Raw genomic sequence first — 22,392 nt, 5'->3', positions numbered from 1 at the left:
GGTGACTCCAGGGATGAGAGGGGGGCCGCCGTCCGTGTGCGGACGGCAGCCCCCCAGTCTACGTGGGTGCGCGGACCCCTCAGCCCTTGCCGCTGGGCTCCTTGGGGCGCTGGTCCACCGGCCCGCGCCGTACCGAACCCGGCGCGTTCCATTCCTGGCGCTTCCTCGCCCGCTTCTTCGCGACCTCGGAGGACACCAACTGGTACGGCACCGAGGTCACCATCACACCGGGCGTGAACAGCAGCCGCCCCTTGAGGCGCAAGGCGCTCTGGTTGTGCAGCAGATGCTCGTACCAGTGCCCCACCACGTACTCGGGGATGATGACGCTGACCACGTCCCGCGGGCTCTCGCGCCGCAGCCCCTTGACGTAGTCGATGACGGGCCGGGTGATCTCGCGGTACGGGGAGTCGAGGATCTTCAGCGGCACATTGATGCCGCGCCGCTCCCACTCCTCCTTGAGCGCCTTCGTCTCGGCGGGGTCGACGCTGATGCTGACGGCTTCGAGTTTGTCGGAGCGCATCAGCTTGGCGTAGGCGAGGGCGCGCAGCGTCGGCTTGTGGATCTTGGAGACCAGAACGATGGAGTGCACGCGGGAGGGGCGCACATAGTCGTCGGGGCGCTCCTCCTCCGCGGCGATCTCCTCCGAGACACGGTCGTAGTGCTTCCGGATCGCGGACATCGTCCCGTAGAAGATCACCATGCCGAGCAGCGCGACCCACGCGCCGTGCGTGAACTTGGTGGCGAGCACGACGACCAGCACCAGGCCCGTGAAGAACGCGCCGAAGGTGTTGATCGCGCGGGAGCGGATCATGGCGCGGCGCTTGGCCGGGGCCTTCTCGGTCTTCAGATGGCGGTTCCAGTGCCGCACCATGCCGGTCTGGCTGAGCGTGAAGGAGACGAAGACGCCGACGATGTAGAGCTGGATCAGCTTGGTCGAGTCGGCCCCGTAGAGCCAGACCAGCAGGATTGCCGCCCCGGCCAGCAGCACGATGCCGTTGGAGAAGGCGAGCCTGTCGCCGCGGGTGTGCAGCTGGCGCGGCAGATAGCGGTCCTGCGCGAGGATCGAGCCGAGCAGCGGGAAGCCGTTGTACGCGGTGTTGGCGGCCAGGAACAGGACCAGCGCGGTGGCCGCGGCGAGCAGTACGAAGAAGAACGTGCCGTCGCCGAAGACGGCGGCCGCGACCTGGGAGATCACCGGGTTCTGGACGTAGTCTCCGCCGACCGGGGTGCCGTTTCGGAGCAGGTCGTGCGCGGGCGTCTCGGCCATCCTCACATCGGTGGCCATGGCCAGGCCGATGATGCCGCAGAACATGGTGACGGCCAGGGCGCCCATGAGCAGCAGGGTGGTCGCGGCGTTCTTGCTCTTGGGCTTGCGGAAGGCGGGGACGCCGTTGCTGATCGCCTCGACGCCGGTGAGCGCGGCACAGCCGGAGGAAAAGGCCCGCAGCAGCAGGAAGATCAGCGCGAAGCCTGCCAGCCCCTGGTGCTCGGGCTTGATCTCGAGGTCGGCGGTCGGGGCCCTCATGGTGTCGTCGAGGACGATGCCCCTGAAGGCGCCCCACGCGATCATGATGAAGACGCCGGCGACGAAGACGTACGTCGGGATGGCGAAGAGCTTGCCCGACTCCCTCACGCCGCGCAGATTCATCAGCGTCAGCAGGACGATTATCGCGATGGCGCAGGGGACCTTGTGCTCTACGACGAAGGGGATCGCGGAGCCGAGGTTCTCCACTCCGGAGGAGATCGACACGGCCACCGTGAGGACGTAGTCGACGAGCAGGGCGCTGGCGACGGTGAGGCCGGCCCTGGGTCCGAGGTTGGTGTTGGCGACCTCGTAGTCGCCGCCGCCGCTCGGGTAGGCGCGGACGTTCTGCCGGTAGGAGGCGACCACCGTGAACATCAGCACCACGACAGCGGCCGCGATCCACGGGCTGAAGTGGTAGGCCGACACACCCGCGATGGAGAGCACCAGAAGGACTTCGCCCGGTGCGTACGCCACCGAGGACAGCGGGTCGGACGCGAAGACGGGCAGTGCGATGCGCTTCGGGAGAAGCGTTTCCCCCAGTTTGTCGCTGCGCAGCGCCCTGCCGATCAGGATCCGTTTGGGCACGTCGGTCAGTTTGGACACGCAGAGGATCGTAAGCGCTCCGTATCGACGACGCCCACTCACTACCCCGCTCTTCCCCGGAATCTCCGTTCTCGCAGCACAAAGGGGTCCCGGGGTGGACCGCGCGTGTGTAGCTTGGGCCGCGGTCTGAGACCCTGTTAAGCCTGAGCTAGACCATTGACAGCCGGAAGGACGGTCGTGCACATCGTCATCATGGGATGCGGGCGAGTGGGAGCCGCTCTCGCGCAGACCCTGGAGCAGCAGGGGCACACGGTCGCCGTCGTCGACCAGGACCCCACGGCCTTCCGCCGCTTGGGCTCCGGGTTCGGCGGCCGCCGCGTCACCGGAGTCGGTTTCGACCAGGACACTCTGCGTGAGGCGGGGATCGAGGAAGCCGGTGCCTTCGCCGCGGTCAGCAGCGGCGACAACTCCAACATCATTGCCGCGCGGGTGGCTCGGGAGATGTTCGGCATCGAGAACGTCGCGGCCCGTATCTACGACCCGCGGCGTGCCGAGGTGTACCAGCGCCTTGGCATCCCGACCGTCGCCACCGTCCGCTGGACGGCCGACCAGATGCTGCGGCGGCTGCTGCCGTCCGGCGCGGAGCCGCTGTGGCGGGATCCGAGCGGCGGGGTGCAGCTGGCAGAGGTGCACACCTCGCCGTCCTGGATAGGGCACAAGGTCAGCACGCTGCAGGAGGAGACGGGCGTGCGCGTCGCCTTCCTCACCCGGCTGGGGGAAGCGGTTCTGCCGACGTCGCAGACCGTGTTGCAGGAGGGCGACCTCGTCCACGTGATGATGCGTACGGACGAGATCGAGAAGGTCGAGGCGGCCTTCGCCGAGGGCCCTGAGGAAGGCGGTCACTGATGCGGGTCGCTATTGCGGGCGCCGGCGCGGTGGGCCGTTCCATCGCGGGCGAGCTACTGGAGAACGGGCACGAGGTGCTGCTGGTCGACAAGGCGCCGACCGCGATCTCGGTGGAGCGGGTGCCGCAGGCCGAGTGGCTGCTGGCGGACGCGTGCGAGATCACGTCGCTGGACGAGGCGGCGTTGCAGCGGTGCAACGTTGTGATCGCGGCGACGGGTGACGACAAGGTCAATCTGGTCGTCTCGCTGCTCGCGAAGACGGAGTACGGCGTGCCGAGGGTGGTCGCCCGGGTCAACAACCCGAAGAACGAGTGGCTCTTCAACGAGTCCTGGGGCGTCGATGTCGCGGTCTCCACGCCGCGCCTGATGTCGGCGCTGGTGGAGGAGGCGGTGAGCGTCGGCGATCTCGTACGGCTGCTCCGCTTCAGCCATGGCGACGCGAACCTGGTCGAACTGACCCTGCCGCCGGAGTCGGCGATCGCCGGCACGCAGGTGGGCGATGTGGCCTGGCCGGAGGACACCTCGCTGGTCACGATCATCCGCGGCTCGCGGGTGCTGACGCCGGGCACGGAGGAGACGCTGGAGGCGGGCGACGAGCTGCTGTTCGTGGCGGCGCAGGCCCGCGAGGAGCAGCTGGAGGACCTGCTGTCGGTCCGCCGCGAGGACGCGACGAGCTGACGGGTTCCGTACGCGAAGGGGCCCGGGGAACCTGATCGGTTCCCCGGGCCCCTTCGCGCGTGTCCGGCCGCGGTTACGTGCCGGCCGCGGCTACACCTCGCGCTGCGCCGCCGACGCCGCCTTGCGTTCCTTCTCGGCGCGTTCCTCCGCCTCCATCTCCGCGAAGACGTCGATCGGCGCCGGCGCCTTCGCCAGGAAGACCCAGGTCAGGTACACCGCGAGCAGGAACGGCGGGATCTTCAGGGTGACCAGGACCCAGCCGAGCTGCGTGGTGTCCGCCCACCAGTAGAGCGGGAAGAGGATCGCGCACTTCGCGAGCAGGATCAGGCCCCACGCCCAGCTCGCCTTCGCGTACGCCTTCTTCCGGCCCGGGTTACGCGTCCGCCAGGAGAGGTTCTCCTTGAAGACCGGGCCCAGAATCAGGCCGATCAGAGGGACGCCCGCGATCGTCGTCGCGATGTATGCCACCGCCAGGCCGAGCGTGTAGATCATGCCCGGCAGATAGAAGTCCTTGGCATTGCCCGTCATCATCGCGAAGATGACGCCGAAGGCCACTCCGAAGACCCCGCTGAACGCGTGCTTGACGGTGTCCTTGCGGATCAGCCGGACCGCGACGAGCAGCAGCGAGAGCGCCAGGGCCGCGATGGCCGAGATGTGCAGGTCCTTGTTGATCGTGAAGATCGTGACGAACAGCAGTCCGGGAAGGACCGTCTCCACCATTCCGCGCACGCCGCCGAAGGCCTCGAACAGCGCTGCCTCCGTGACTGCTTTGGCGTCGCTGTCCTGCTGCTTCTGGTCGTTCGTCGTGGTGGTCGGCTTGTCGAGAGACGTCACCGGCTACTCCTGTCCGAGCGGTCGGAGTTCGTATTTGGGGTTGAAAAGCACCCGGCGGCCGTGGCTCATCGAGATCCGGCCCGAAGCTATGAGCCTGCGGCCCGGTTCGATGCCCACGATGGACCGCCGGCCGAGCCAGACGACGTCCAGCGGGGCCGTACCGTCGAAAAGCTCCGCTTCCAGCGCGGGCACCCCGGCCCGCGGACGCAGGGTGACCGTGCGCAAGGTACCAGTCACCCGGACTATCTGGCGGTCGTTGCACTCCGCGATGCGGGTACACCCCGATGCCTCCGCGTCCTCCTGCAGTTCCTCGGACTCGAGGTCCTGCTGGGACGTGGACAGCCGGTCGAGCATGCGGCGGAATCGGCCGGCGGGCTTCGCCGGCCTCTCGGCCTTCTCGGAACGGGGTACGGCACTCATACAAGAAAGCGTACCGGCCGCCACAGGCACCAGATCCGGTCGGTGATCCGATTCTGGATCAGCACTCGAAGCGGTATCCCATACCCGGCTCGGTGACGAAGTGCTTGGGGTGTGAGGGGTCGGCCTCCAGCTTGCGCCGCAGCTGCGCCATGTAGACCCGCAGATAGTTGGTCTCGGTGCCGTAGGACGGGCCCCAGACCTCCTGGAGCAGCTGCTTCTGGCTGACCAGCCGGCCGGTGTTGCGTACGAGGACCTCCAGCAGATGCCACTCGGTCGGGGTCAGTCGCACATCGCGCCCGTCGCGGTGCACCTTCTTCGCCGCGAGATCGACTGTGAAGCCCTCAGTCTCGACGATCATGGCGTCGTCGTCCCCGCCGACGGGCTCCGCCCTGCGGACCGCAGCGCGCAGCCGGGCGAGCAGTTCGTCCATGCCGAAGGGCTTGGTGACGTAGTCGTCGGCACCGGCGTCCAGCGCCTCGACCTTCTCGTCGGAGGTCTGGCGGGCGGAGAGGACCAGGATCGGGACACGGGTCCAGCCGCGCAGGCCCTTGATCACCTCTACGCCGTCCATGTCGGGCAGACCGAGGTCGAGTACGACGGCGTCGGGGTGGCGGGCCGCAGCCAGCTGAAGCGCCGTCGCGCCGTCGGGGGCCGCGTCCACCTCGTACTTGCGCGCCTTCAGATTGATCACGAGGGCGCGTACGATCTGCGGCTCGTCGTCGACCACGAGCACCCGGGTCATTGCGGGCCTGCCTTTCTGCTCGGCACTGACATTTCTGCTCTGCACTGCCATCACTGGCGTCCCGGTCAGGAGATGACCCGGGCGGGAAGTTCGGGGCTGACCGGAGCGGCTCCGGGTGCTGCCCTGAGAGTGAGGACCATGGTCATGCCACCGCCGGGGGTGTCCTCCGCGGTGAGCGTGCCGCTCATGGCTTCGACGAAGCCGCGGGCGACCGCGAGACCGAGGCCCACACCGGCACCTCGTGGAGCGTCACCGTAGCGCTGGAACGGCTCGAAAATCCGCTCTTTCTCGTCATCCGGGACACCGGGGCCGCGGTCCGCGACCCGCACCTCGACGCGGTCGCCGAGGGCGCTCGCGGAGACGGTGACGGGTGTGGCGTAGGGGCTGTACTTGACGGCGTTCTCGACGATGTTGGCGACGGAACGTTCCAGCAGTCCCCGGTCGACGGCCACCATGGGCAGCGTCTCGGGTATGTCGAGCTCGACACTCTCCGCAGGCACCGCGACGAGCGCCATCGGGACGACCTCGTCGAGATCGGTCACCCGGATGAGCGGCGTGACAGTGCCGGTCTGGAGGCGGGACATGTCGAGGAGGTTGCCGACGAGATGGTCGAGGCGGTCGGCGCCGTCCTCGATCCCTTCGAGCAGTTCCGCCTCGTCCTCGTCGGACCAGGCGACGTCGTCGGACCTGAGCGAGGAGACGGCTGCCTTGATGGCGGCCAGCGGGGTGCGCAGATCGTGGCTGACGGCGGCGAGCAGGGCCGTACGAATGCGATTGCCCTCGGCCAGCCTGCGGGCCTCCTCCGCCTGGCCGACCAGTCGCTGGCGGTCCAGTACGACGGCGGCCTGGGCGGCGAAGGCGGCGAGCACCCGGCGGTCCTCGGCGGGCAGGACACGGCCGGACAGGGCGAGCGCCATATGGTCGCCGACCGGCATGTCCACGTCCGCGTCCTCGGGGCGCTGGACGGCGCTGGGGCCGACGCTGCCCGCGCAGGTCCACGGCTCGACGTCGCTCTGCCGCTCCAGCAGCGCCACGGACTCCATACCGAAGGTCTCGCGGACCCGCTCCAGCAGCGCGTCCAGCGTGGTCTCTCCCCGCAGCACGCTGCCGGCCAGGAAGGACAGGATCTCGGACTCGGCACGCAGCCGGGCCGCCTGATCGGTGCGGCGGGCCGCCAGGTCCACCACGGAGGCCACAGCGACGGCCACCGCGAAGAAGATCACGATGGCGACGATGTTCTTCGGGTCCGAGATCGTCAGGGTGTGGGTTGGCGGCGTGAAGTAGTAGTTCAGCAGCAGCGAGCCGACGGCGGCCGAGGCGAGCGCCGGCAGCAGTCCGCCGAGCAGTGCTGACGTCACGGTCAGGAAGAGGAAGAGCAGGACGTCATTGGCGAGCCCCAGGCTGTCGTCGAGGCTGGTCAGTATCAGCGAGAGCAGTACGGGACCGGCGACGCCGACGAGCCAGCCCGCGACGATCCGGGACCGGCCGAGCCGGGCGCCGCGGGCCACCGGCAGTCCCCGGCCCTTGCCCGCCTCGTCGTGCGTGACGATGTGTACGTCGAGGTCGGGACCGGATTCGCGGGCGACCGTCGCGCTGACGCCGGGGCCGAACATGTACTGCCAGGTCCGGCGGCGGCTGGCGCCGAGCACGATCTGGGTGGCGTTGACTCCGCGGGCGAACTCCAGGAGCGCCGACGGGACGTCGTCGCCGATGACGTGGTGGAAGGTGCCGCCGAGGTCCTCGACGAGGGTCCGCTGGACGGCCAGCTCCTTGGGAGAGGCCGAGGTCAGCCCGTCGCTGCGGGCGATGTAGACGGCCAGCACCTCGCCGCCGGCGCCCTTCTCCGCGAGCCGGACGGCGCGCCGGATGAGGGTGCGGCCCTCGGGGCCGCCGGTGAGGCCGACGACGATGCGCTCACGCGCCTGCCAGGTGGAGCGGATGTTGTGCTCGCCGCGGTACTGCTGGAGGTATTCGTCGACCCGGTCCGCGACCCAGAGCAGGGCCAACTCCCGCAGCGCGGTGAGGTTTCCGGGACGGAGGTAGTTGGAAAGGGCCGCGTCGACCTTGTCCGACTTGTAGATGTTGCCGTGGGCCATGCGACGGCGCAGCGCCTGTGGCGACATGTCGACCAGTTCGAGCTGGTCCGCCCGGCGGACGACCTCGTCAGGAACGGTCTCCCGTTGTCGTACGCCCGTGATCGACTCGACGACGTCGCCCAGGGACTCGAAGTGCTGGATGTTGACCGTCGATATGACGTCGATGCCCGCCGCGAGCAGCTCCTCGACGTCCTGCCATCGCTTGGCGTTGCGCGAGCCCGGCACATTCGTGTGAGCCAGTTCGTCCACGAGCGCGACGGCCGGATGGCGCTCGAGGACCGCGTCGACGTCCATCTCGGTGAAGACCGTGCCGCGGTACTCGATCTCGCGGCGCTGGATCTGCTCCAGGCCGTGCAGCATCACCTCGGTGCGCGCTCGGCCGTGGTGCTCGACGAAGGCGACCACGCAGTCGGTGCCACGCTCCACACGGCGATGCGCCTCGGACAGCATGGCGTATGTCTTTCCGACGCCCGGTGCCGAGCCGAGATAGATCCGTAGCTTGCCGCGTCCCATGGCCCCATTGTCTTTCAGACAGCTGTTCACACTGCCTCGACCCTACGGCCAGAGTTTCCGATATTTCGGGCATGAGGCAGGCCTCAGCTGCGTATTTGACGCGATTCTGATGCAGCCCGTTCCCTCCGGGGCCGGACAGACCGGTGGGCCGCACTCCCGTGCAGGAGTGCGGCCCACCGGCCCGGTCGATTTCCGCCCGAGGTGTCAGCGCACCTCGGTGATCTCGGGGCCGCGCTGCAGCTGCCCCATACCGCCGGAGAAGCGGGAGCTCCCCTGCTCCTCCTGCTGAACGCCCTCGGGCACCATCTGCGCATCGTCCGGCAGCTTGAGGACGATCGGGTCGCGCGGCGCCATCGGCCCGTCGCCCCGTACGACGACGGTGTCCCGGAAGACCTGCTCGAGCAGCCCGGCGGCCGCCGGCTGCACGGCGCCCTGCCCGGAGATCACTCCGCGCAGGAACCAGCGCGGCCCGTCGACGCCGACGAAGCGCACCAGCTGCACACCGCCCGTGCCGTCCGGCAGCTGTACCGGGACCTGGGCCCGCAGCTCCCAGCCGAGCGGCCCCTCGACCTCGTCGATGATGCCGCCCTGCTGCGTGATGCCGGAGGCGATCTCCTCGCGGACCTCGCCCCAGATGCCTTCCTTCTTGGGCGCCGCGAAGGCCTGCAGCTGTACGGCGCTGTCGCGCAGCACGACGGTGGCGGCGACGATCGCGTCACCCGCGACCTCGACGCGCAGCTCCATTCCCTCGACTCCGGGCACGAAAAGACCGCCCAGATCGACCCGGCCCTCGCCGGGCTTGGATACCTCGGAGACGTCCCAGGGGCCGTCGGGCCGGGGCGCCGGCGGAAGGTTCGCCCGGCGGGACGTCCCCTCCTCGGCAGACTCGGCTGCCTCGTCGGAGTACCGAGCGTCACGCTCGTCGACGACCTGCTCGGCCTCGCCCGCTGCGTCCGCCGCGTCCCTGGCGGAACCACTCTTCTTGCGACGTCCGAACACGTCACTGTCCTTCCCGGTCGGATACGACCGAAGCGTATCGATTCCCACCCGTTGAGCCGTCCACGGCGGCATGACCGCCGGTGGACCCGAAGCCCCCCTCGGCCCGCGCCGAGCCGGGAAGCTCCGCCACCTCGTGGAAGCGCACCTTCTCGACCTGCTGGACGACCAGTTGGGCAATCCGGTCGAACCGATCGAACCGCACGGTCTCGCGCGGATCGAGATTGACCACGATCACCTTGATCTCCCCACGGTACCCGGCATCCACCGTCCCCGGGGCATTCACGAGGGCTACTCCGCAGCGGGCGGCGAGACCGGACCGCGGGTGCACGAAGGCCGCGTACCCGTCGGGGAGGGCGACCGACACCCCGGTGGGCAGCACGGCCCGTTCGCCGGGGGCGAGTTCGACCGCCTCGGTGGTCACGAGATCGGCGCCGGCGTCGCCGGGGTGTGCGTACGCCGGGAGCGGCACCTCGGGGTCCACACGACGGATCAGCACATCGACAGGGTTGCGCATCAGGGGTTCACCTCGAAGGCGCGGGCGCGCCTGATCTGGTCGGGGTCGGCCATGGCTGCCTGGATCTCCTCCGGGCGGCCGTTGTCGATGAAGTGGTCGACCTTGACCTCGACGAAGAGGGCGTCGGCACGGACGGCGACGGGTCCGTCGGGGCTGCCGATCCGGCCGACGGCGGTGGAGAAGATCTTGCGTCCGGCGACCGCGGTCACCTCGGCCTGGAGGTGCAGCACGGTATCCACGGGCACCGGGCGTACGAAGTCGGTCTCGAGCCGGCCGGTGACCGCGATGGTCCGCAGCAGCCAGTTCAGCGAACCGAGCGTCTCGTCGAGGGCCGAGGCGAGTACGCCGCCGTGCGCGAGGCCGGGCGCGCCCTGGTGCGCGGGCTTGACGGTGAACTCGGCGGTGACGCGTACACCCTCGCCGGCCCGCGCCTGAAGGTTCAGTCCGTGCGGCTGAGCCTCGCCGCAGCCGAAACAGTGCTCGTAGTGCGCGCCGAGGAGCTCACCGGGGGCCGGGGCTTCGGGGTGCCTCACCGGCGGTATGGCGTCGGCCGGAGGGGTCATAGCCGCGGCCCGGCCCGAGGGTCCGGGGGTCGCCCCCCGGGATTTCGCAGTGCTCACAGGCGCAGACCTTACCCGCGCGGCTACCCGCGGGCCGCACCGTGCCAAGCTTGGCTTCATGCAGCCTTCCGTCCCGCACTACGAAGAACGTCTGACCGCACCCCGTTCGTGGTGGGTCATCACTGCCCTGGTGGGCGTCGCGGGCGGCCTGCTGATGCTGCCGCTGGGGACGCTGCCGATGCTCGGCGGCCTGATCGGCGCGGCAGCGGTGGCGGCGGTCGTCGTCAGTTCGTACGGCTCGGTACGCATCCGCGTGGTGGCGGACTCGTTGGTCGCGGGCGACGCCCGGATCCCGCTGACGGCGCTCGGTGACGCCGAGGTGCTGGACGCGGACGAGGCGCGCGCCTGGCGCTCGTACAAGGCCGATCCCCGGGCCTTCATGCTGTTGCGCAGCTATGTCCCGACGGCCCTGCGGATCGAGATCACTGATCCGGCCGACCCGACGCCGTACGTCTATCTCTCGACCCGGAAACCGAAGGCGCTGGCCGCCTCCCTGACGGCGGTGCGCACGGTCTGACTGCCTGGGCGTCAGCGGCCCAGTTCGCGGGGGTCTTGACCCGTCTCCAGCGGGTCCTTGGGCTGCTCCAGCGGCGGGAGTGGCGGCAGCGCGTCCCAGGGGACCTGTTTGCTGCGCAGGTCCTTGCGGATGCGCTCCGCGAGCTTCTTGGTGTCCCTGCGGTTCAGCACGGCTCCGACGGCCGCGCCGACCATGAACGGCATCAGGTTCGGCAGATTGCGGACCATGCGCTTCATGATCTGCTGCCGCAGCTCGCGCTTGAAACGGCCGCCGAGTGCGGCGTTCACCGAGGACGGCTTCGTCACGTCGATCCCGCGCTCCTCCGTCCAGGAGGTCAGATAGGCGGCGCTGCGCTCCGTGAGGGTGCCCGGCGCCCGAATGCCATAGACCTCGTGAAGCTCGGCGATGAGCTTGAGCTCGATCGCGGCGACGCCGATGATCTCCGCGGCCAGCTCAGCCGGCATCGCCGGCGGTACGGGCATCATCGCGGCCGCGCCGATACCCGCGCCGACCGTGGATGTGCCGTTGGCCGCGCCCGCGACCAGCTTGTCCGCAAGCTGCTCGGGAGCGAGGCCGGGGAACTGCTTGCGCAGCGTCGCGAGATCGCGCACCGGCACGCGTGGTGCGTTCTCGATGATCCGGTCGGCGATGTACGCGAGCACCGCTCTGGCGCTCTCGCCACCCTTCCGGACGCCGTGCCGTACGGCGGTCAGGCGTGGAGCCCTGCTCGGGGACCCCGCCTGACCGGCTGCTTCGAGCGAGGCCGGCAGGCCCCGCCCGTCGTCGTCTGCTGCGCCGTGGGGCAGCAAGGCGGCCGAGTGCTCGGCAGACGCCATGGCGTCGTGTGCCGGGCCCGTACCGCCCTGATGCGCCTCCGGCGGCTTGTGACGCCGAAAGCGCCGCTTCCTGGACGGTGTATCGCCTGCCACGGCCGACCGGACCTCAGTCGCAGTCGCGGCAGATCGGCTGACCGTTCTTCTCTCGTGCCAGCTGGCTGCGGTGGTGCACCAGGAAGCAGCTCATGCAGGTGAACTCGTCAGCCTGCCGGGGCAGCACGCGAACGGACAGTTCCTCGTTGGAAAGGTCCGCTCCGGGCAGCTCCAGGCCTTCGGCCTGCTCGAATTCGTCGACGTCGACGGACGACGTCGTCTTGTCGTTCCGGCGAGCCTTCAGTTCCTCAAGGCTGTCCGAATCGACGTCGTCGTCGGTCTTGCGTGGGGTGTCGTAGTCCGTTGCCATGTCGCTCTCCCCCTCTGGGTGTCTGCGGTGTCTCCAGCGCACGTAACGCGTGAGAGGCCGGACTTGTGCCCGACCCGAGGCGGAGATTTTGCCTCACATCAAGGTCTGTTACTCAATCGACACCCAACCGGATTCCTCAAGAGTGCTCTGGTTGGATGGCGATCGGGACCGTACACGGTCCGAATGTCGCACTTCACGGGCGCCACCCCGTGTACTTCCCGTGATCTCGGCCCCCGGAAACCCGGACTTTTCCCGGTTTTCCGGCAGATCCTTGATCACGGAGAGTAGATGGCCTGAAATTCGCCTCTGTGATCGATCACACACGGGCCTCTCGGGCGCGCGTCCCGAAAATTCCGCGTAAAGCGAACGAAGCGAGGCGCGTCGCTCAGCATCTCAGACCGGGAGGGTGACACGCATCACGAGGCCTCCGCCCTCCCGAGGCTCCGCGATAATACGGCCTCCGTGAGCCCGAGCCACCGAGCGGGCGATCGAAAGCCCCAGGCCGACGCCCTTGTCGCTGCCGGTGCGCTCCTGCCGCAGCCGCCGGAAGGGCTCGAAGATGTTGTCGATCTCGTACGCGGGAACGACCGGCCCCGTGTTCGAGACCAGCAGCACCGCCTGGCCCTGCTCGGTCTCGGTGGTGACTTCCACCCAGCCCCCTTCCGGGATGTTGTAGCGCACGGCGTTCTGCACCAGGTTCAGGGCGATCCGCTCCAGCAGCACGCCATTGCCCTGCACGACGGCGGGTGCGCGCCTCCCGCGGATCTCCACGCCTGTCGCCTCGGCCTCGGCGCGCGCCTGGTCGACGGCGCGCGTTGCCACCTCGGCGAGGTCCACCGGCTTGCGCTCGACGATCTGGTTGTCGCTGCGGGCGAGCAGCAACAGGCCTTCGACCAGTTGTTCGCTGCGCTCGTTGGTGGCCAGGAGGGTCTTGCCCAGCTGCTGAAGCTCCACGGGCGCCCCGGGGTCGGAGAGGTGGACCTCCAGCAGCGTGCGGTTGATCGCGAGCGGCGTACGCAGCTCGTGCGAGGCGTTCGCGACGAACCGCCGCTGCGCGGTGAAGGCCCGCTCCAGGCGGTCCAGCATCTCGTCGAAGGTGTCGGCGAGCTCCTTGAGCTCGTCGTCCGGGCCGTCCAGCTCGATCCGCCGCGAGAGGTCGGAGCCGGCCACCTGACGGGCGGTGCGGGTGATCCGGCCGAGCGGGGACAGAACCCGGCCCGCCATGGCGTAGCCGAAGGCGAAGGCGATGATGCTGAGGCCGAGCAGCGCGAAGAGCGAGCGGCGCAGCAGGTCGTCGAGGGCCATCTCGCGCTGGTGCTGGAGGCACCCCGCGACGGCCTCGTTGAACTGCTCGCCGGTCCCCTGCTCCGGCAGCCGGCACCACTCGGTGGTGGGCTGCACCTGTCCTGTCACGATCTTGAAGGGCAGGTCGCCGACCCTGACCTGCAGCGCCTGCGCGGTGAGCAGATAGATGATCGACAGCAGCAGGATTCCGGCGATCAGGAACATCCCGCCGTACAACAGCGTGAGCCGTATCCGGATGGTCGGGCGCAGCCAGGGCCGCACAGGCTCCCGCGGGTCCCAGGTCGGTTTCGGAGGCGCCGCCGGTGGCGCCGGGGTGGTGGCCATCGATCAGATCCGGTAGCCGGAGCCGGGCACGGTGACGATCACGGGCGGCTCGCCGAGTTTGCGGCGCAGGGTCATCACGGTCACGCGCACGACATTGGTGAACGGGTCGGTGTTCTCGTCCCATGCCTTTTCGAGCAGCTGCTCGGCCGAGACGACAGCGCCCTCGCTGCGCATCAGGACCTCCAGGACCGCGAACTCCTTGGGGGCGAGCTGGATCTCCTTGCCGTCGCGGAAGACCTCACGGCGGTTCGGGTCGAGCTTGATGCCGGCGCGCTCCAGGACGGGCGGCAGCGGCACGGTCGTACGGCGGCCGAGCGCCCGTACGCGGGCGGTGAGCTCGCTGAAGGCGAAGGGCTTGGGAAGGTAGTCGTCCGCGCCCAGTTCCAGGCCCTCGACGCGGTCGCTGACATCGCCGGACGCGGTCAGCATCAGCACCCGGGTCGGCATTCCCAGCTCTACGATCTTGCGGCACACGTCGTCGCCGTGGACCAGCGGAAGGTCGCGGTCCAGGACGACCACGTCGTAGTCATTGACCCCGATGCGCTCCAGGGCCGCCGCGCCGTCGTACACGACGTCGACGGCCATGGCCTCCCGGCGAAGTCCGGTGGCCACCGCATCGGCGAGCAGCTGCTCGTCCTCGACGACGAGTACGCGCACGTCGTGATCCTTCCTCTGGGCCCGTCACCCCGTGATCAGGGCAGGTGTGTGAGCACTGGCTGTGCGCATCCATCCTGCCCGTTACGCGCGTAAACCGGCTGTAAGGCGGTGCAGGTCCGTGACGACCGTCCGGAGCCTCAAGGAAATATCCGGATTCCCGGGGCAGTTGAGGTTTCTCTGAGGGAGGGCCTGGGGAAGACGACTGCACACCCGAGATCACGCCCTGTATGTGGCACGCCACGACCTGTTCCCGGGTTGATCAACCCACCGTCGGCACACCCCCGTGCCACCGACCCACGACGAGGGGGCGCACCATGGACGCATTCACCGCAGGACTGCTGCAGCGCATAAAGGCCGCGGAGACAGACCTCACGCTGGCTCGCGAGACGGGTGACGACTTCCTTGCGGATGTCGAGCAGGCAGAGCTGGACGACCTGCGCCGCCTGGCCGCGGAGCACGGCGTGGAGGTCAGCGCCGCGTAGCGCCGGGCCGTACAGGTACCGGACATGAGAAGGGCCCCGACGCCGCGGGACGGCGCCGGGGCCCTTCTGTGCTGCTTGTTCCAGTTCGTGCTGCTTGTTCCAGTCGTGCTGCTTGTTCCAGTCGTGCGGCTTGTTCCAGTTGCACGGCCCTAGTCGTGCCAGGCGCCGAACTCTTCCAGGAGCGCCTGCAGCGGCTCGAAGACGCCCGGGCTCGCCGCCACCGCCAGATCGTACGAAGGTGCCTGCCCGGGACGGCCGCCGGTCAGGGCGCCCGCCTCGCGGGCGATCAGGTCGCCCGCCGCCAGGTCCCAGGCGTTGAGGCCGCGCTCGTAGTAGCCGTCCAGGCGGCCCGCGGCGACGTCGCAGAGGTCCACGGCCGCGGAGCCGCTGCGGCGGATGTCGCGCAGGCGCGGGATCAGCCGCTGGGCGACGTCCGCCTGGTGGGTGCGTACGGCCGCGACGTAGTTGAAGCCGGTGGAGACCAGGGCCTGGTCCAGCGGGGGCGCAGGGCGGCACCGGAGAGGCTTGTCGTCGGCGTACGCGCCGCCGCCGAGCACCGCGCGGTAGGTCTCGCGGCGCATCGGGGCCGCCACGACCCCCACGACCGTCGCGCCGTCGCGCTCGGCGGCGATGGAGACCGCCCAGGTGGGCAGGCCGTACAGGTAGTTGACGGTGCCGTCGAGCGGGTCGATGACCCAGCGGACTCCGCTGGTGCCGGCCGTGGAGGCGCCCTCCTCGCCGAGGAAGCCGTCGTCGGGACGGTGCTCGGCCAGGAAGCCGGTGATCAGCTTCTCGGCTGCGATGTCCATCTCGGTGACGACGTCGATGGGGCTGGACTTGGTGGCGGCGACGCCCAGGTCGGCGGGGCGGCCGTCGCGCAGCAGCTCCCCCGCCCGGCGGGCGCCCTCCAGGGCGAGGTCGAGCAGTTCGGGCAGGAGAGGATCGGTCACGGGGCTTCCTTACGCGTAAGGGCTGTCGGCGCCGGCGGCCGCGGGCTTCGGCGCCCTGGCCGGGCAGCAGCCGACCGGACAGAGGTCGTACGAGGGGCCGAGCGCCCCCAGCGCGCAGCGCTCGGCGGGCAGGCTCCGCTCCGTCGCGGCACGCTCCAGGACGAGGTCGCGCACCGCGGCGGCGAACCGCGGGTCGGCGCCGACCGTCGCCGAACGCCGCACGGGCAGCCCCAGCTCGGCGGCCTTCGCGGTGGCCTCGGTGTCGAGGTCGTACAGGACCTCCATGTGGTCGGAGACGAAGCCGATGGGCACCATCACCACCGCGGGCGCGCCGGAGCCGTGCAGCTCCTCCAAGTGGTCGCAGATGTCCGGCTCCAGCCACGGGATGTGCGGGGCCCCGCTGCGCGACTGGTAGACGAGCCGCCAGGGGTGCTCGACGCCTGTCTGCTCGCGCACGGCGTCGGCGATCAGCCGGGCGACGTCGAGGTGCTGGCGTACATACGCACCGCCCTCGCCGTGCCCGTCGACCGGGCCCGAGGCGTCGGCCGCGGACGTCGGGATGGAGTGCGTTGTGAACGCGAGATGGGCCCCCGCGCGCACCTCCTCGGGAAGGTCCGCCAGCGACTTGAGGACGCCTTCGATCATGGGGCGTACGAAACCGGGGTGGTTGAAGTAGTGCCGCAGCTTGTCCACGCGCGGCAGCTCGAGTCCTTCCGCCTCCAGGGTGGCCAGCGCGTCCGCGAGGTTCTCGCGGTACTGGCGGCAGCCGGAGTAGGAGGCGTACGCGCTGGTGGCGAGGACGGCGATGCGCCGGTGGCCGTCCTGGACCATCTCGCGCAGGGTGTCGGTCAGATACGGCGCCCAGTTCCGGTTGCCCCAGTGCACCGGCAGGTCAAGGCCGTGCTCGGCGAAGTCCTTGCGCAGGGCGTCCAGCAGGGCGCGGTTCTGGTCGTTGATCGGGCTGACCCCGCCGAACAGGAAGTAGTGCTGCCCCACCTCCTTGAGCCGTTCCGTGGGGATGCCGCGGCCGCGGGTGACGTTCTCCAGGAACGGGACGACGTCGTCCGGGCCTTCGGGACCGCCGAAGGAGAGCAGCAGCAGGGCGTCGTAAAGGGCTGGGTCACGCTGATCCGACATGCGACCGATCCTGCCACCAGCCTCTGACAGCGAGAAAACCGCCGTGCGCGGAGCAGTGGTACCGGCGTAATCTGCCAATGCCTCTCATACGCCTTACGCTGGCGAAGCCACCCAGGCACAGCGAACCAACAACGCCCCCGGCCCACGCTCACCACGGCCCCGGTGAGGCGCCTTACCGGAGCACTCCTTGCCCAGTCCGTACCGCGCCATCTTCGCCGCCCCAGGCAGCAAGGGGTTCTCCGCCGCAGGCTTCTTCGGCCGGATGCCGCTGTCCATGATGGGCATCGGCATCGTGACCATGATTTCCCAGCTCACGGGGCGCTACGGACTCGCGGGCGCGCTTGCGGCAACGCTTGCGATGTCAGCCGCGGTGCTCGGCCCGCAGATCTCCCGGCTGGTCGACCGGCACGGCCAGGCCAAGGTGCTGCGCCCGGCCACCCTCGCCTCGGTGGCGGCCGTCGCGGGCCTGCTGGTCTGCGCCCAGCAAGACGCCCCGGACTGGACGCTGTTCGTCTTCTCCGCGGCCGCGGGCTGTGTGCCGAGCGTGGGCTCGATGACCCGCGCCCGGTGGGCCGAGATCTACCGGGGTTCGCCGCGCGAGCTGCACACCGCGTACTCGTGGGAGTCGATCGTCGACGAGGTGTGCTTCATCTTCGGCCCGATCATCTCCATCGGGCTCTCCACCGCCTGGTTCCCCGAGGCGGGCCCGCTGCTCGCCGCCGCGTTCCTGGTCGTCGGCGTCTTCTGGCTGACCGCGCAGCGCGCCACCGAGCCCGTGCCGCATCCGCGCGAGCAGCACACCGGCGGCTCCGCACTGCGCTCCCCCGGACTGCAGGTGCTGGTGGCCACCTTCGTGGCGACGGGCGCGATCTTCGGCGCGGTCGACGTCGTCACGGTGGCCTTCGCGGAGGAGCAGGGGCACAAGGCCGCGGCGAGCCTGGTCCTCGCGGTGTACGCGCTCGGCTCCTGCCTCGCCGGAGCGGTCTTCGGACTGCTCCACCTCAAGGGCTCGGCCTCCCGAAGGTGGCTGGTGGGAGTGTGTGCGATGGCCGTGAGTATGATCCCCCTCCAACTGGCCGGGAACCTTCCCTTCCTGGCCGTGGCGCTCTTTGTCGCGGGCCTGTCCGTCGCACCCACGATGGTGACCACGATGGCCCTGATCGAAGCGCACGTACCGCGCACCAACCTGACCGAGGGCATGACCTGGACCAGTACCGGGCTCGCGGTCGGAGTGGCGCTCGGCTCCTCGGCCGCCGGCTGGGTTGTCGACGCGTCGGGAGCGGACGCGGGGTACGTGGTGCCCGCCGTTGCGGGAGCGCTCGCGGCCGCGGTGGCGTTCCTGGGGTACCGCCGGCTGCGCAGGCCGGTGCCGACGCGGGAGGGGCAGCGTGAGCGGGAGTACGAAGACGGGGCGCAGCACGTGGCGTAACTGGGCGGGGAATGTCACCGCCCGTCCGGTACGGGAGGTCTCGCCCGCCTCCGCCGAGGAACTCGCCGACGCCGTACGGAAGGCGGCCGAGGACGGCTTCAAGGTGAAGGCCGTCGGCACGGGCCACTCCTTCACCGCCGCCGCGGCCACCGACGGGGTGCTGATACGGCCCGAACTGCTGGCCGGGATCCGGGACATCGACCGTACGGCCATGACCGTCACCGTCGAGGCGGGCACTACGCTCAAGCGACTGAACGCGGCCCTCGCCCGTGAGGGGCTCTCGCTCACGAACATGGGCGACATCATGGATCAGACGGTGGCGGGCGCGACCTCCACCGGCACGCACGGCACTGGCCGCGAATCGGCCTCGATCGCCGCCCAGATCAGGGCACTTGAGCTGGTCACGGCGGACGGCTCGGTGCTGACCTGCTCCGAGAAGAAGAATCCGGACGTCTTCGCGGCGGCCCGGATCGGGCTCGGCGCGCTCGGCGTCGTCAGCGCGATCACCTTCGCCGTGGAGCCGGTCTTTCTGCTGACGGCCCGCGAGGAGCCGATGGCCTTCGACAAGGTCACCGCCGAATTCGACGCGCTCTTCGCCGAGAACGAGCACTTCGAGTTCTACTGGTTCCCGCACACCGGCAATTGCAACACCAAGCGCAACAACCGCAGCGCGGGCCCCGCCGCCCCGCCCGGACAGATCAGCGGCTGGATCGAGGACGAGCTGCTGTCCAACGGCCTCTTCCAGGTGGTCAATTCGCTCGGCCGGGCGGTCCCCGCGACCATCCCGACGATCGCCAGAATCTCCAGCCGCGCCCTCTCCGCCCGTACGTACACGGACATCCCCTACAAGGTCTTCACATCTCCGCGCCGGGTGCGGTTCGTGGAGATGGAGTACGCGCTTCCGCGGGAGGCGGCGGTCGGCGCGCTGCGCGAGGTGAAGGCGATGATCGCGCGCTCGCCGCTGCGCGTCAGCTTCCCGGTGGAGGTACGGACGGCCCCGGCCGACGACATCGCGCTCTCGACAGCCTCGGGCCGGGAGAGCGCGTACATAGCCGCGCACCTCTACAAGGGCACGCCGTACCGGTCGTACTTCACCGCGGTGGAACGGATCATGACCGCGCACGGCGGTCGGCCGCACTGGGGCAAGGTGCACACGCGAGACGCGGAGTACTTCGCGGAGGTGTATCCGCGGTTCGGTGAATTCACGGCGCTGCGCGACCGGCTGGACCCGGAGCGGCTGTTCGGCAACGACTATCTGCGGCGAGTTCTGGGCGACTGAGGACCGAGGGCGGCCTCGCCGGCGGGCGCCTGCTTGCCCATCCGCCCAACCATGCCCATCTGTCCAACCGTGCACCAGGTAGGGGCAGTTGAGCGAAGTGAATAGTTCCCTTTGGGAAGATTCCGTGAATCAGGACACCTGGTCACTCATGTCCCAGACGCCCAACTCCCGTGCTCGAGCAGAAGTTCGGCGGCGCGGCGGTCCACCTCCGTGGCCCGAATGGAGTACTGTGGCGAGCCCTGGGCCCGGCCTCCCTCTCGGATGTCCGGACCCCAGGTAGGGGGCCGAAAGCGGCGCTCGATCCGGCGGCGCCGCGGCACCGCATGGGTACTGGATGCACAGAGTGACCGACTTGTTACTCAGAGTGGCAAATAGGTAACCGTGCCATAACGGCGATCCAGGGCCTGTGCCCGACACGCCGGGCAACTCGGCAAGGTTGTGGCAGGCTGCACCCGGGCAGGCCACACTCGACTAGCGGAAGCAGCGACGCACGTGACGTCGGCAGGCACCACCCGGGAGGTCCCCATGCCCGAACTGCGTGTCGTGGCCGTCTCCAACGACGGCACACGACTGGTGCTCAAGGCTGCGGACAGCACGGAGTACACGCTTCCGATTGACGAGCGGCTGCGCGCTGCCGTGCGCAATGACCGCGCCCGCCTCGGCCAGATCGAGATCGAGGTGGAGAGCCATCTCCGCCCTCGCGACATCCAGGCACGTATACGCGCCGGAGCCTCCGCCGAGGAGGTCGCGCAGCTCGCCGGCATTCCGGTCGACCGGGTGCGGCGCTTCGAGGGTCCCGTGCTCGCGGAGCGTGCGTTCATGGCGGAGCGGGCGCGCAAGACTCCCGTACGCCGCCCCGGCGAGAACACCGGGCCGCAGCTCGGTGAGGCGGTGCAGGAGCGGCTGACGCTGCGCGGCGCCGAGAAGGACACCGTGCAGTGGGACTCCTGGCGCCGGGACGACGGCACTTGGGAGGTCCTGCTGGTCTACCGGGTGGCGGGCGAGCCGCACTCGGCGAGCTGGACGTACGACCCGCCCCGGCGGCTCGTCCAGGCCGTCGACGACGAGGCTCGCGCGCTGATCGGCGAGACGGACGACACGATCGCGTCGCAGGAGCCGAGCTTTCCGTTCGTACCGCGCATCGCACGGCTGCCGCGGGACCGTCCGCTGGACCGCGCGCTCGACCGCCAGATGGAGCGCCCGCCCGTGCCTTCGGCCGAGCCGGAGGAGAGCGGCGGGGAGCGGGACTCCCTGACGAGCCTGCTGGAGGCGGTGCCGAGCTTCCGGGGCGACATGGTCGTGCCCGAGCGGCCCGCACCGCCGGAGCCTCCTGCGACGGAGCCCGTCCAGGAGCCCGAGGCGGAGGAGCCGGTCGCTCCGGCGGCCTCGGCGGGCGCGGGCTCGGCATACGCGGACGTGCTCATGCCGCGCTCGGTGGCGGGCCACCGCGACCGCCTGACGGGTACGACGGACAGGCAGGCGGAGGCGGACGGCGTCCGCCCGGGCCGTCGCGCGGCGGTGCCGAGCTGGGACGAGATCGTGTTCGGCACGCGCCGCAAGAAGCAGGACTAGGGCGCGCCCGCGTCGGCCGACTGCGCAGGGGCCCGGCACCACGACGGTGCCGGGCCCCTTGGCGTGCCCGGGCGTCAGCCCGGTTGGGGGCCCGTCGCCACCGGGCGGGATTCGTCCCTGGACCACTGCGACCAGGAGCCCGCGTACAGCGCCGGGGTGAAGCCCGCGACGGCCAGAGCCAGTGCCTCGTGCGCGCCAGAGACGCCGGAGCCGCAGTAGACACCCACCTCGGGCGTGGTCTCGAAGGCTCCCAGCTTGGCGAAGCGGGCCGCGAGTTCCCCGGACGGGAGGAAGTGGCCTTCCTGGTCGACGTTTTCCGTCGTCGGGGCCGAGATCGCGCCCGGGATGTGTCCGCCGACCCGGTCGATCGGCTCGACGTCGCCCCGGTAGCGCTCCGCCGCGCGTGCGTCGAGGAGGATGCCCGAGCGGGCCAGGGCGGCCGCCGCGTCGGCGTCCAGGAGCGGGAGCGCGCCCGGTGCGGGGGTGAAGGTGCCCTCGGCGGGGTTGGGGGTCTCGGTCTCCAGCGGTCCCGTCCACGCGGCGAGTCCGCCGTCCAGGACCCGTACCTCCGTGTGGCCCGTCCAGCGCAAGAGCCACCAGGCGCGGGCCGCCGCCCAGCCCTGGCCGCCGTCGTACGCAACAACCGGCGAGCCGGCCGAAACGCCCGCCCTGCGCATCACCGCGCCGAAGGTCTCAGGATCCGGCAGCGGGTGGCGGCCGCCGTCGCCGGGCGGGCCGGCCAGCTCCGCGTCCAGGTCGACGAAGACCGCGCCGGGGATGTGTCCGGCCTCGTAGTCCGGCCGCCCGTGCGGCCCGCCCAGCTGCCAGCGGATGTCCAGGAGCACCGGAGGGCGGGCTCCGGCAAGCTCGCTCGCGAGATCGGTCGCGGAAACGATGGGGTTCATGTGTCCATCCTTGCGCAGCGGCCGGGCAGAGAGTAGCGCCTCCGAAACGGATGGTTAATGCCAAAACGGGCATCCTCCATCGGGAACCGGCCAAAAGCGGCGCGGCCGGGGCGCACCGGACGCATGGTGGTGCGAGCATCTGCACGGGGCGCATGCCGTTCCGCACAACGGCGCGTATCCGGTCCCCCGCACGACCACCACGATGGT

22 protein-coding genes are annotated in these 22,392 nt (G+C 70.0%); 7 read left to right on the top strand and 15 right to left on the bottom strand.

All coding sequences use genetic code 11. The features are described from left to right. Nucleotides 1-79: 79 nt before the first annotated feature. Nucleotides 80-2,128: an APC family permease gene (locus tag ACZ3H8_RS00705; protein WP_467395841.1), complete on the bottom strand. Its 2,049-nt coding sequence runs from the start codon at nucleotides 2,126-2,128 to the stop codon at nucleotides 80-82. Between the two features lie 177 nt (nucleotides 2,129-2,305). On the opposite strand from ACZ3H8_RS00705, the gene ACZ3H8_RS00700 reads away from it, so the two are divergent. Both ACZ3H8_RS00700 and ACZ3H8_RS00695 read left to right on the top strand, forming a co-directional pair. Beyond that, on the top strand, nucleotides 2,306-2,974 hold the full coding sequence (locus ACZ3H8_RS00700; RefSeq protein WP_307660637.1) for a potassium channel family protein: 669 nt from the start codon (nucleotides 2,306-2,308) through the stop codon (nucleotides 2,972-2,974). Continuing rightward, nucleotides 2,974-3,651 carry a potassium channel family protein gene (locus ACZ3H8_RS00695; protein WP_307660638.1) on the top strand — a complete coding sequence of 226 codons (678 nt, stop codon included), beginning with the start codon at nucleotides 2,974-2,976 and terminating at the stop codon, nucleotides 3,649-3,651. Before ACZ3H8_RS00700 ends, ACZ3H8_RS00695 begins: the two co-directional genes overlap by 1 nt. 90 nt (nucleotides 3,652-3,741) lie before the next feature. Here the strand turns inward: ACZ3H8_RS00695 and ACZ3H8_RS00690 are convergent, their stop codons facing one another. The 7 genes from ACZ3H8_RS00690 to ACZ3H8_RS00660 all read right to left on the bottom strand — a co-directional run bounded on the left by ACZ3H8_RS00690 (nucleotide 3,742) and on the right by ACZ3H8_RS00660 (nucleotide 10,332). Beyond that, complete coding sequence (locus tag ACZ3H8_RS00690; protein ID WP_467395840.1) at nucleotides 3,742-4,485, bottom strand: DUF3159 domain-containing protein; 744 nt, start codon at nucleotides 4,483-4,485, stop codon at nucleotides 3,742-3,744. Between the two features lie 3 nt (nucleotides 4,486-4,488). After that, nucleotides 4,489-4,905, bottom strand: coding sequence for an OB-fold nucleic acid binding domain-containing protein (locus ACZ3H8_RS00685; protein ID WP_307660640.1), 417 nt, complete (start codon nucleotides 4,903-4,905; stop codon nucleotides 4,489-4,491). Between the two features lie 58 nt (nucleotides 4,906-4,963). Further along, the gene (locus ACZ3H8_RS00680; protein WP_467395839.1) at nucleotides 4,964-5,647 is read right to left on the bottom strand and encodes a response regulator; all 684 of its coding nucleotides are present in this window, start codon (nucleotides 5,645-5,647) and stop codon (nucleotides 4,964-4,966) included. A 65-nt stretch (nucleotides 5,648-5,712) separates the two neighbouring features. Then, a complete protein-coding gene (locus ACZ3H8_RS00675) occupies nucleotides 5,713-8,256 on the bottom strand; it encodes a DUF4118 domain-containing protein (protein WP_467395837.1) in 2,544 nt (847 codons plus the stop codon). A gap of 204 nt (nucleotides 8,257-8,460) precedes the next feature. Continuing rightward, nucleotides 8,461-9,255, bottom strand: coding sequence for a DUF3710 domain-containing protein (locus ACZ3H8_RS00670; RefSeq protein WP_467395835.1), 795 nt, complete (start codon nucleotides 9,253-9,255; stop codon nucleotides 8,461-8,463). Nucleotide 9,256: 1 nt separating this feature from the next. Next, the gene (dut, locus tag ACZ3H8_RS00665; RefSeq protein WP_307660644.1) at nucleotides 9,257-9,769 is read right to left on the bottom strand and encodes a dUTP diphosphatase; all 513 of its coding nucleotides are present in this window, start codon (nucleotides 9,767-9,769) and stop codon (nucleotides 9,257-9,259) included. After that, entirely contained in the window at nucleotides 9,769-10,332 is a 564-nt protein-coding gene (locus tag ACZ3H8_RS00660) for a PaaI family thioesterase (RefSeq protein WP_467395833.1), read from the bottom strand. The genes dut and ACZ3H8_RS00660 overlap by 1 nt, the downstream gene beginning before the upstream one ends. 115 nt (nucleotides 10,333-10,447) lie before the next feature. On the opposite strand from ACZ3H8_RS00660, the gene ACZ3H8_RS00655 reads away from it, so the two are divergent. After that, the gene (locus ACZ3H8_RS00655) at nucleotides 10,448-10,906 is read left to right on the top strand and encodes a DUF3093 domain-containing protein (RefSeq protein WP_467395831.1); all 459 of its coding nucleotides are present in this window, start codon (nucleotides 10,448-10,450) and stop codon (nucleotides 10,904-10,906) included. 11 nt (nucleotides 10,907-10,917) lie between these two features. Here ACZ3H8_RS00655 and ACZ3H8_RS00650 read toward each other — a convergent pair whose 3' ends face one another. The 4 genes from ACZ3H8_RS00650 to ACZ3H8_RS00635 form a co-directional block, all read right to left on the bottom strand. Then, nucleotides 10,918-11,835, bottom strand: coding sequence for a hypothetical protein (locus ACZ3H8_RS00650; protein ID WP_467395829.1), 918 nt, complete (start codon nucleotides 11,833-11,835; stop codon nucleotides 10,918-10,920). 13 nt (nucleotides 11,836-11,848) lie between these two features. Continuing rightward, the gene (locus ACZ3H8_RS00645; protein WP_142213239.1) at nucleotides 11,849-12,145 is read right to left on the bottom strand and encodes a DUF4193 domain-containing protein; all 297 of its coding nucleotides are present in this window, start codon (nucleotides 12,143-12,145) and stop codon (nucleotides 11,849-11,851) included. A 393-nt stretch (nucleotides 12,146-12,538) separates the two neighbouring features. Next, on the bottom strand, nucleotides 12,539-13,774 hold the full coding sequence (locus tag ACZ3H8_RS00640; protein WP_467395827.1) for a sensor histidine kinase: 1,236 nt from the start codon (nucleotides 13,772-13,774) through the stop codon (nucleotides 12,539-12,541). A gap of 3 nt (nucleotides 13,775-13,777) precedes the next feature. Continuing rightward, on the bottom strand, nucleotides 13,778-14,431 hold the full coding sequence (locus tag ACZ3H8_RS00635) for a response regulator transcription factor (protein WP_142213241.1): 654 nt from the start codon (nucleotides 14,429-14,431) through the stop codon (nucleotides 13,778-13,780). Nucleotides 14,432-14,745: 314 nt separating this feature from the next. On the opposite strand from ACZ3H8_RS00635, the gene ACZ3H8_RS00630 reads away from it, so the two are divergent. Further along, complete coding sequence (locus tag ACZ3H8_RS00630) at nucleotides 14,746-14,913, top strand: hypothetical protein (protein ID WP_186356888.1); 168 nt, start codon at nucleotides 14,746-14,748, stop codon at nucleotides 14,911-14,913. A 149-nt stretch (nucleotides 14,914-15,062) separates the two neighbouring features. Here the strand turns inward: ACZ3H8_RS00630 and ACZ3H8_RS00625 are convergent, their stop codons facing one another. Together ACZ3H8_RS00625 and ACZ3H8_RS00620 are read right to left on the bottom strand one after the other, a co-directional pair. Then, on the bottom strand, nucleotides 15,063-15,863 hold the full coding sequence (locus tag ACZ3H8_RS00625) for an inositol monophosphatase family protein (protein ID WP_467395822.1): 801 nt from the start codon (nucleotides 15,861-15,863) through the stop codon (nucleotides 15,063-15,065). Nucleotides 15,864-15,872: 9 nt separating this feature from the next. Beyond that, a complete protein-coding gene (locus ACZ3H8_RS00620; protein WP_467395820.1) occupies nucleotides 15,873-17,000 on the bottom strand; it encodes a ferrochelatase in 1,128 nt (375 codons plus the stop codon). A gap of 187 nt (nucleotides 17,001-17,187) precedes the next feature. Here ACZ3H8_RS00620 and ACZ3H8_RS00615 point away from each other — a divergent pair, with 187 nt between their 5' ends. From ACZ3H8_RS00615 to sepH, 3 genes are all read left to right on the top strand, one after another. Next, on the top strand, nucleotides 17,188-18,429 hold the full coding sequence (locus ACZ3H8_RS00615) for an MFS transporter (RefSeq protein ID WP_467395818.1): 1,242 nt from the start codon (nucleotides 17,188-17,190) through the stop codon (nucleotides 18,427-18,429). Continuing rightward, nucleotides 18,389-19,708, top strand: a complete 1,320-nt coding sequence (locus ACZ3H8_RS00610) for a D-arabinono-1,4-lactone oxidase (protein ID WP_467395816.1) — start codon at nucleotides 18,389-18,391, stop codon at nucleotides 19,706-19,708. Before ACZ3H8_RS00615 ends, ACZ3H8_RS00610 begins: the two co-directional genes overlap by 41 nt. 525 nt (nucleotides 19,709-20,233) lie before the next feature. After that, nucleotides 20,234-21,280: a septation protein SepH gene (gene sepH, locus ACZ3H8_RS00605; protein WP_398991015.1), complete on the top strand. Its 1,047-nt coding sequence runs from the start codon at nucleotides 20,234-20,236 to the stop codon at nucleotides 21,278-21,280. A gap of 74 nt (nucleotides 21,281-21,354) precedes the next feature. On the opposite strand, the gene ACZ3H8_RS00600 is transcribed toward sepH, so the two are convergent. Further along, the gene (locus ACZ3H8_RS00600; protein ID WP_467395814.1) at nucleotides 21,355-22,185 is read right to left on the bottom strand and encodes a sulfurtransferase; all 831 of its coding nucleotides are present in this window, start codon (nucleotides 22,183-22,185) and stop codon (nucleotides 21,355-21,357) included. Nucleotides 22,186-22,392 lie beyond the last annotated feature (207 nt).

The sequence above is a fragment of the Streptomyces sp. NPDC002868 genome (assembly GCF_055563295.1).
The sequence above is the reverse complement of the archived record's forward strand: the minus strand, read 5'-3'. Positions and strand labels throughout refer to the sequence as shown.

Excerpts from the sequence above, each read along its gene's own strand:
- ACZ3H8_RS00620 (WP_467395820.1), bottom strand. The coding sequence starts at position 17,000 with ATGTCGGATCAGCGTGACCCAGCCCTTTACGACGCCCTGCTGCTGCTC.
- ACZ3H8_RS00675 (WP_467395837.1), bottom strand. The coding sequence starts at position 8,256 with ATGGGACGCGGCAAGCTACGGATCTATCTCGGCTCGGCACCGGGCGTC.
- sepH (WP_398991015.1), top strand. The coding sequence starts at position 20,234 with ATGCCCGAACTGCGTGTCGTGGCCGTCTCCAACGACGGCACACGACTG.
- ACZ3H8_RS00600 (WP_467395814.1), bottom strand. The coding sequence starts at position 22,185 with ATGAACCCCATCGTTTCCGCGACCGATCTCGCGAGCGAGCTTGCCGGA.
- ACZ3H8_RS00695 (WP_307660638.1), top strand. The coding sequence starts at position 2,974 with ATGCGGGTCGCTATTGCGGGCGCCGGCGCGGTGGGCCGTTCCATCGCG.
- ACZ3H8_RS00680 (WP_467395839.1), bottom strand. The coding sequence starts at position 5,647 with ATGACCCGGGTGCTCGTGGTCGACGACGAGCCGCAGATCGTACGCGCC.
- ACZ3H8_RS00645 (WP_142213239.1), bottom strand. The coding sequence starts at position 12,145 with ATGGCAACGGACTACGACACCCCACGCAAGACCGACGACGACGTCGAT.
- ACZ3H8_RS00630 (WP_186356888.1), top strand. The coding sequence starts at position 14,746 with ATGGACGCATTCACCGCAGGACTGCTGCAGCGCATAAAGGCCGCGGAG.
- ACZ3H8_RS00655 (WP_467395831.1), top strand. The coding sequence starts at position 10,448 with ATGCAGCCTTCCGTCCCGCACTACGAAGAACGTCTGACCGCACCCCGT.
- ACZ3H8_RS00685 (WP_307660640.1), bottom strand. The coding sequence starts at position 4,905 with ATGAGTGCCGTACCCCGTTCCGAGAAGGCCGAGAGGCCGGCGAAGCCC.
- ACZ3H8_RS00660 (WP_467395833.1), bottom strand. The coding sequence starts at position 10,332 with ATGACCCCTCCGGCCGACGCCATACCGCCGGTGAGGCACCCCGAAGCC.
- ACZ3H8_RS00640 (WP_467395827.1), bottom strand. The coding sequence starts at position 13,774 with ATGGCCACCACCCCGGCGCCACCGGCGGCGCCTCCGAAACCGACCTGG.
- dut (WP_307660644.1), bottom strand. The coding sequence starts at position 9,769 with ATGCGCAACCCTGTCGATGTGCTGATCCGTCGTGTGGACCCCGAGGTG.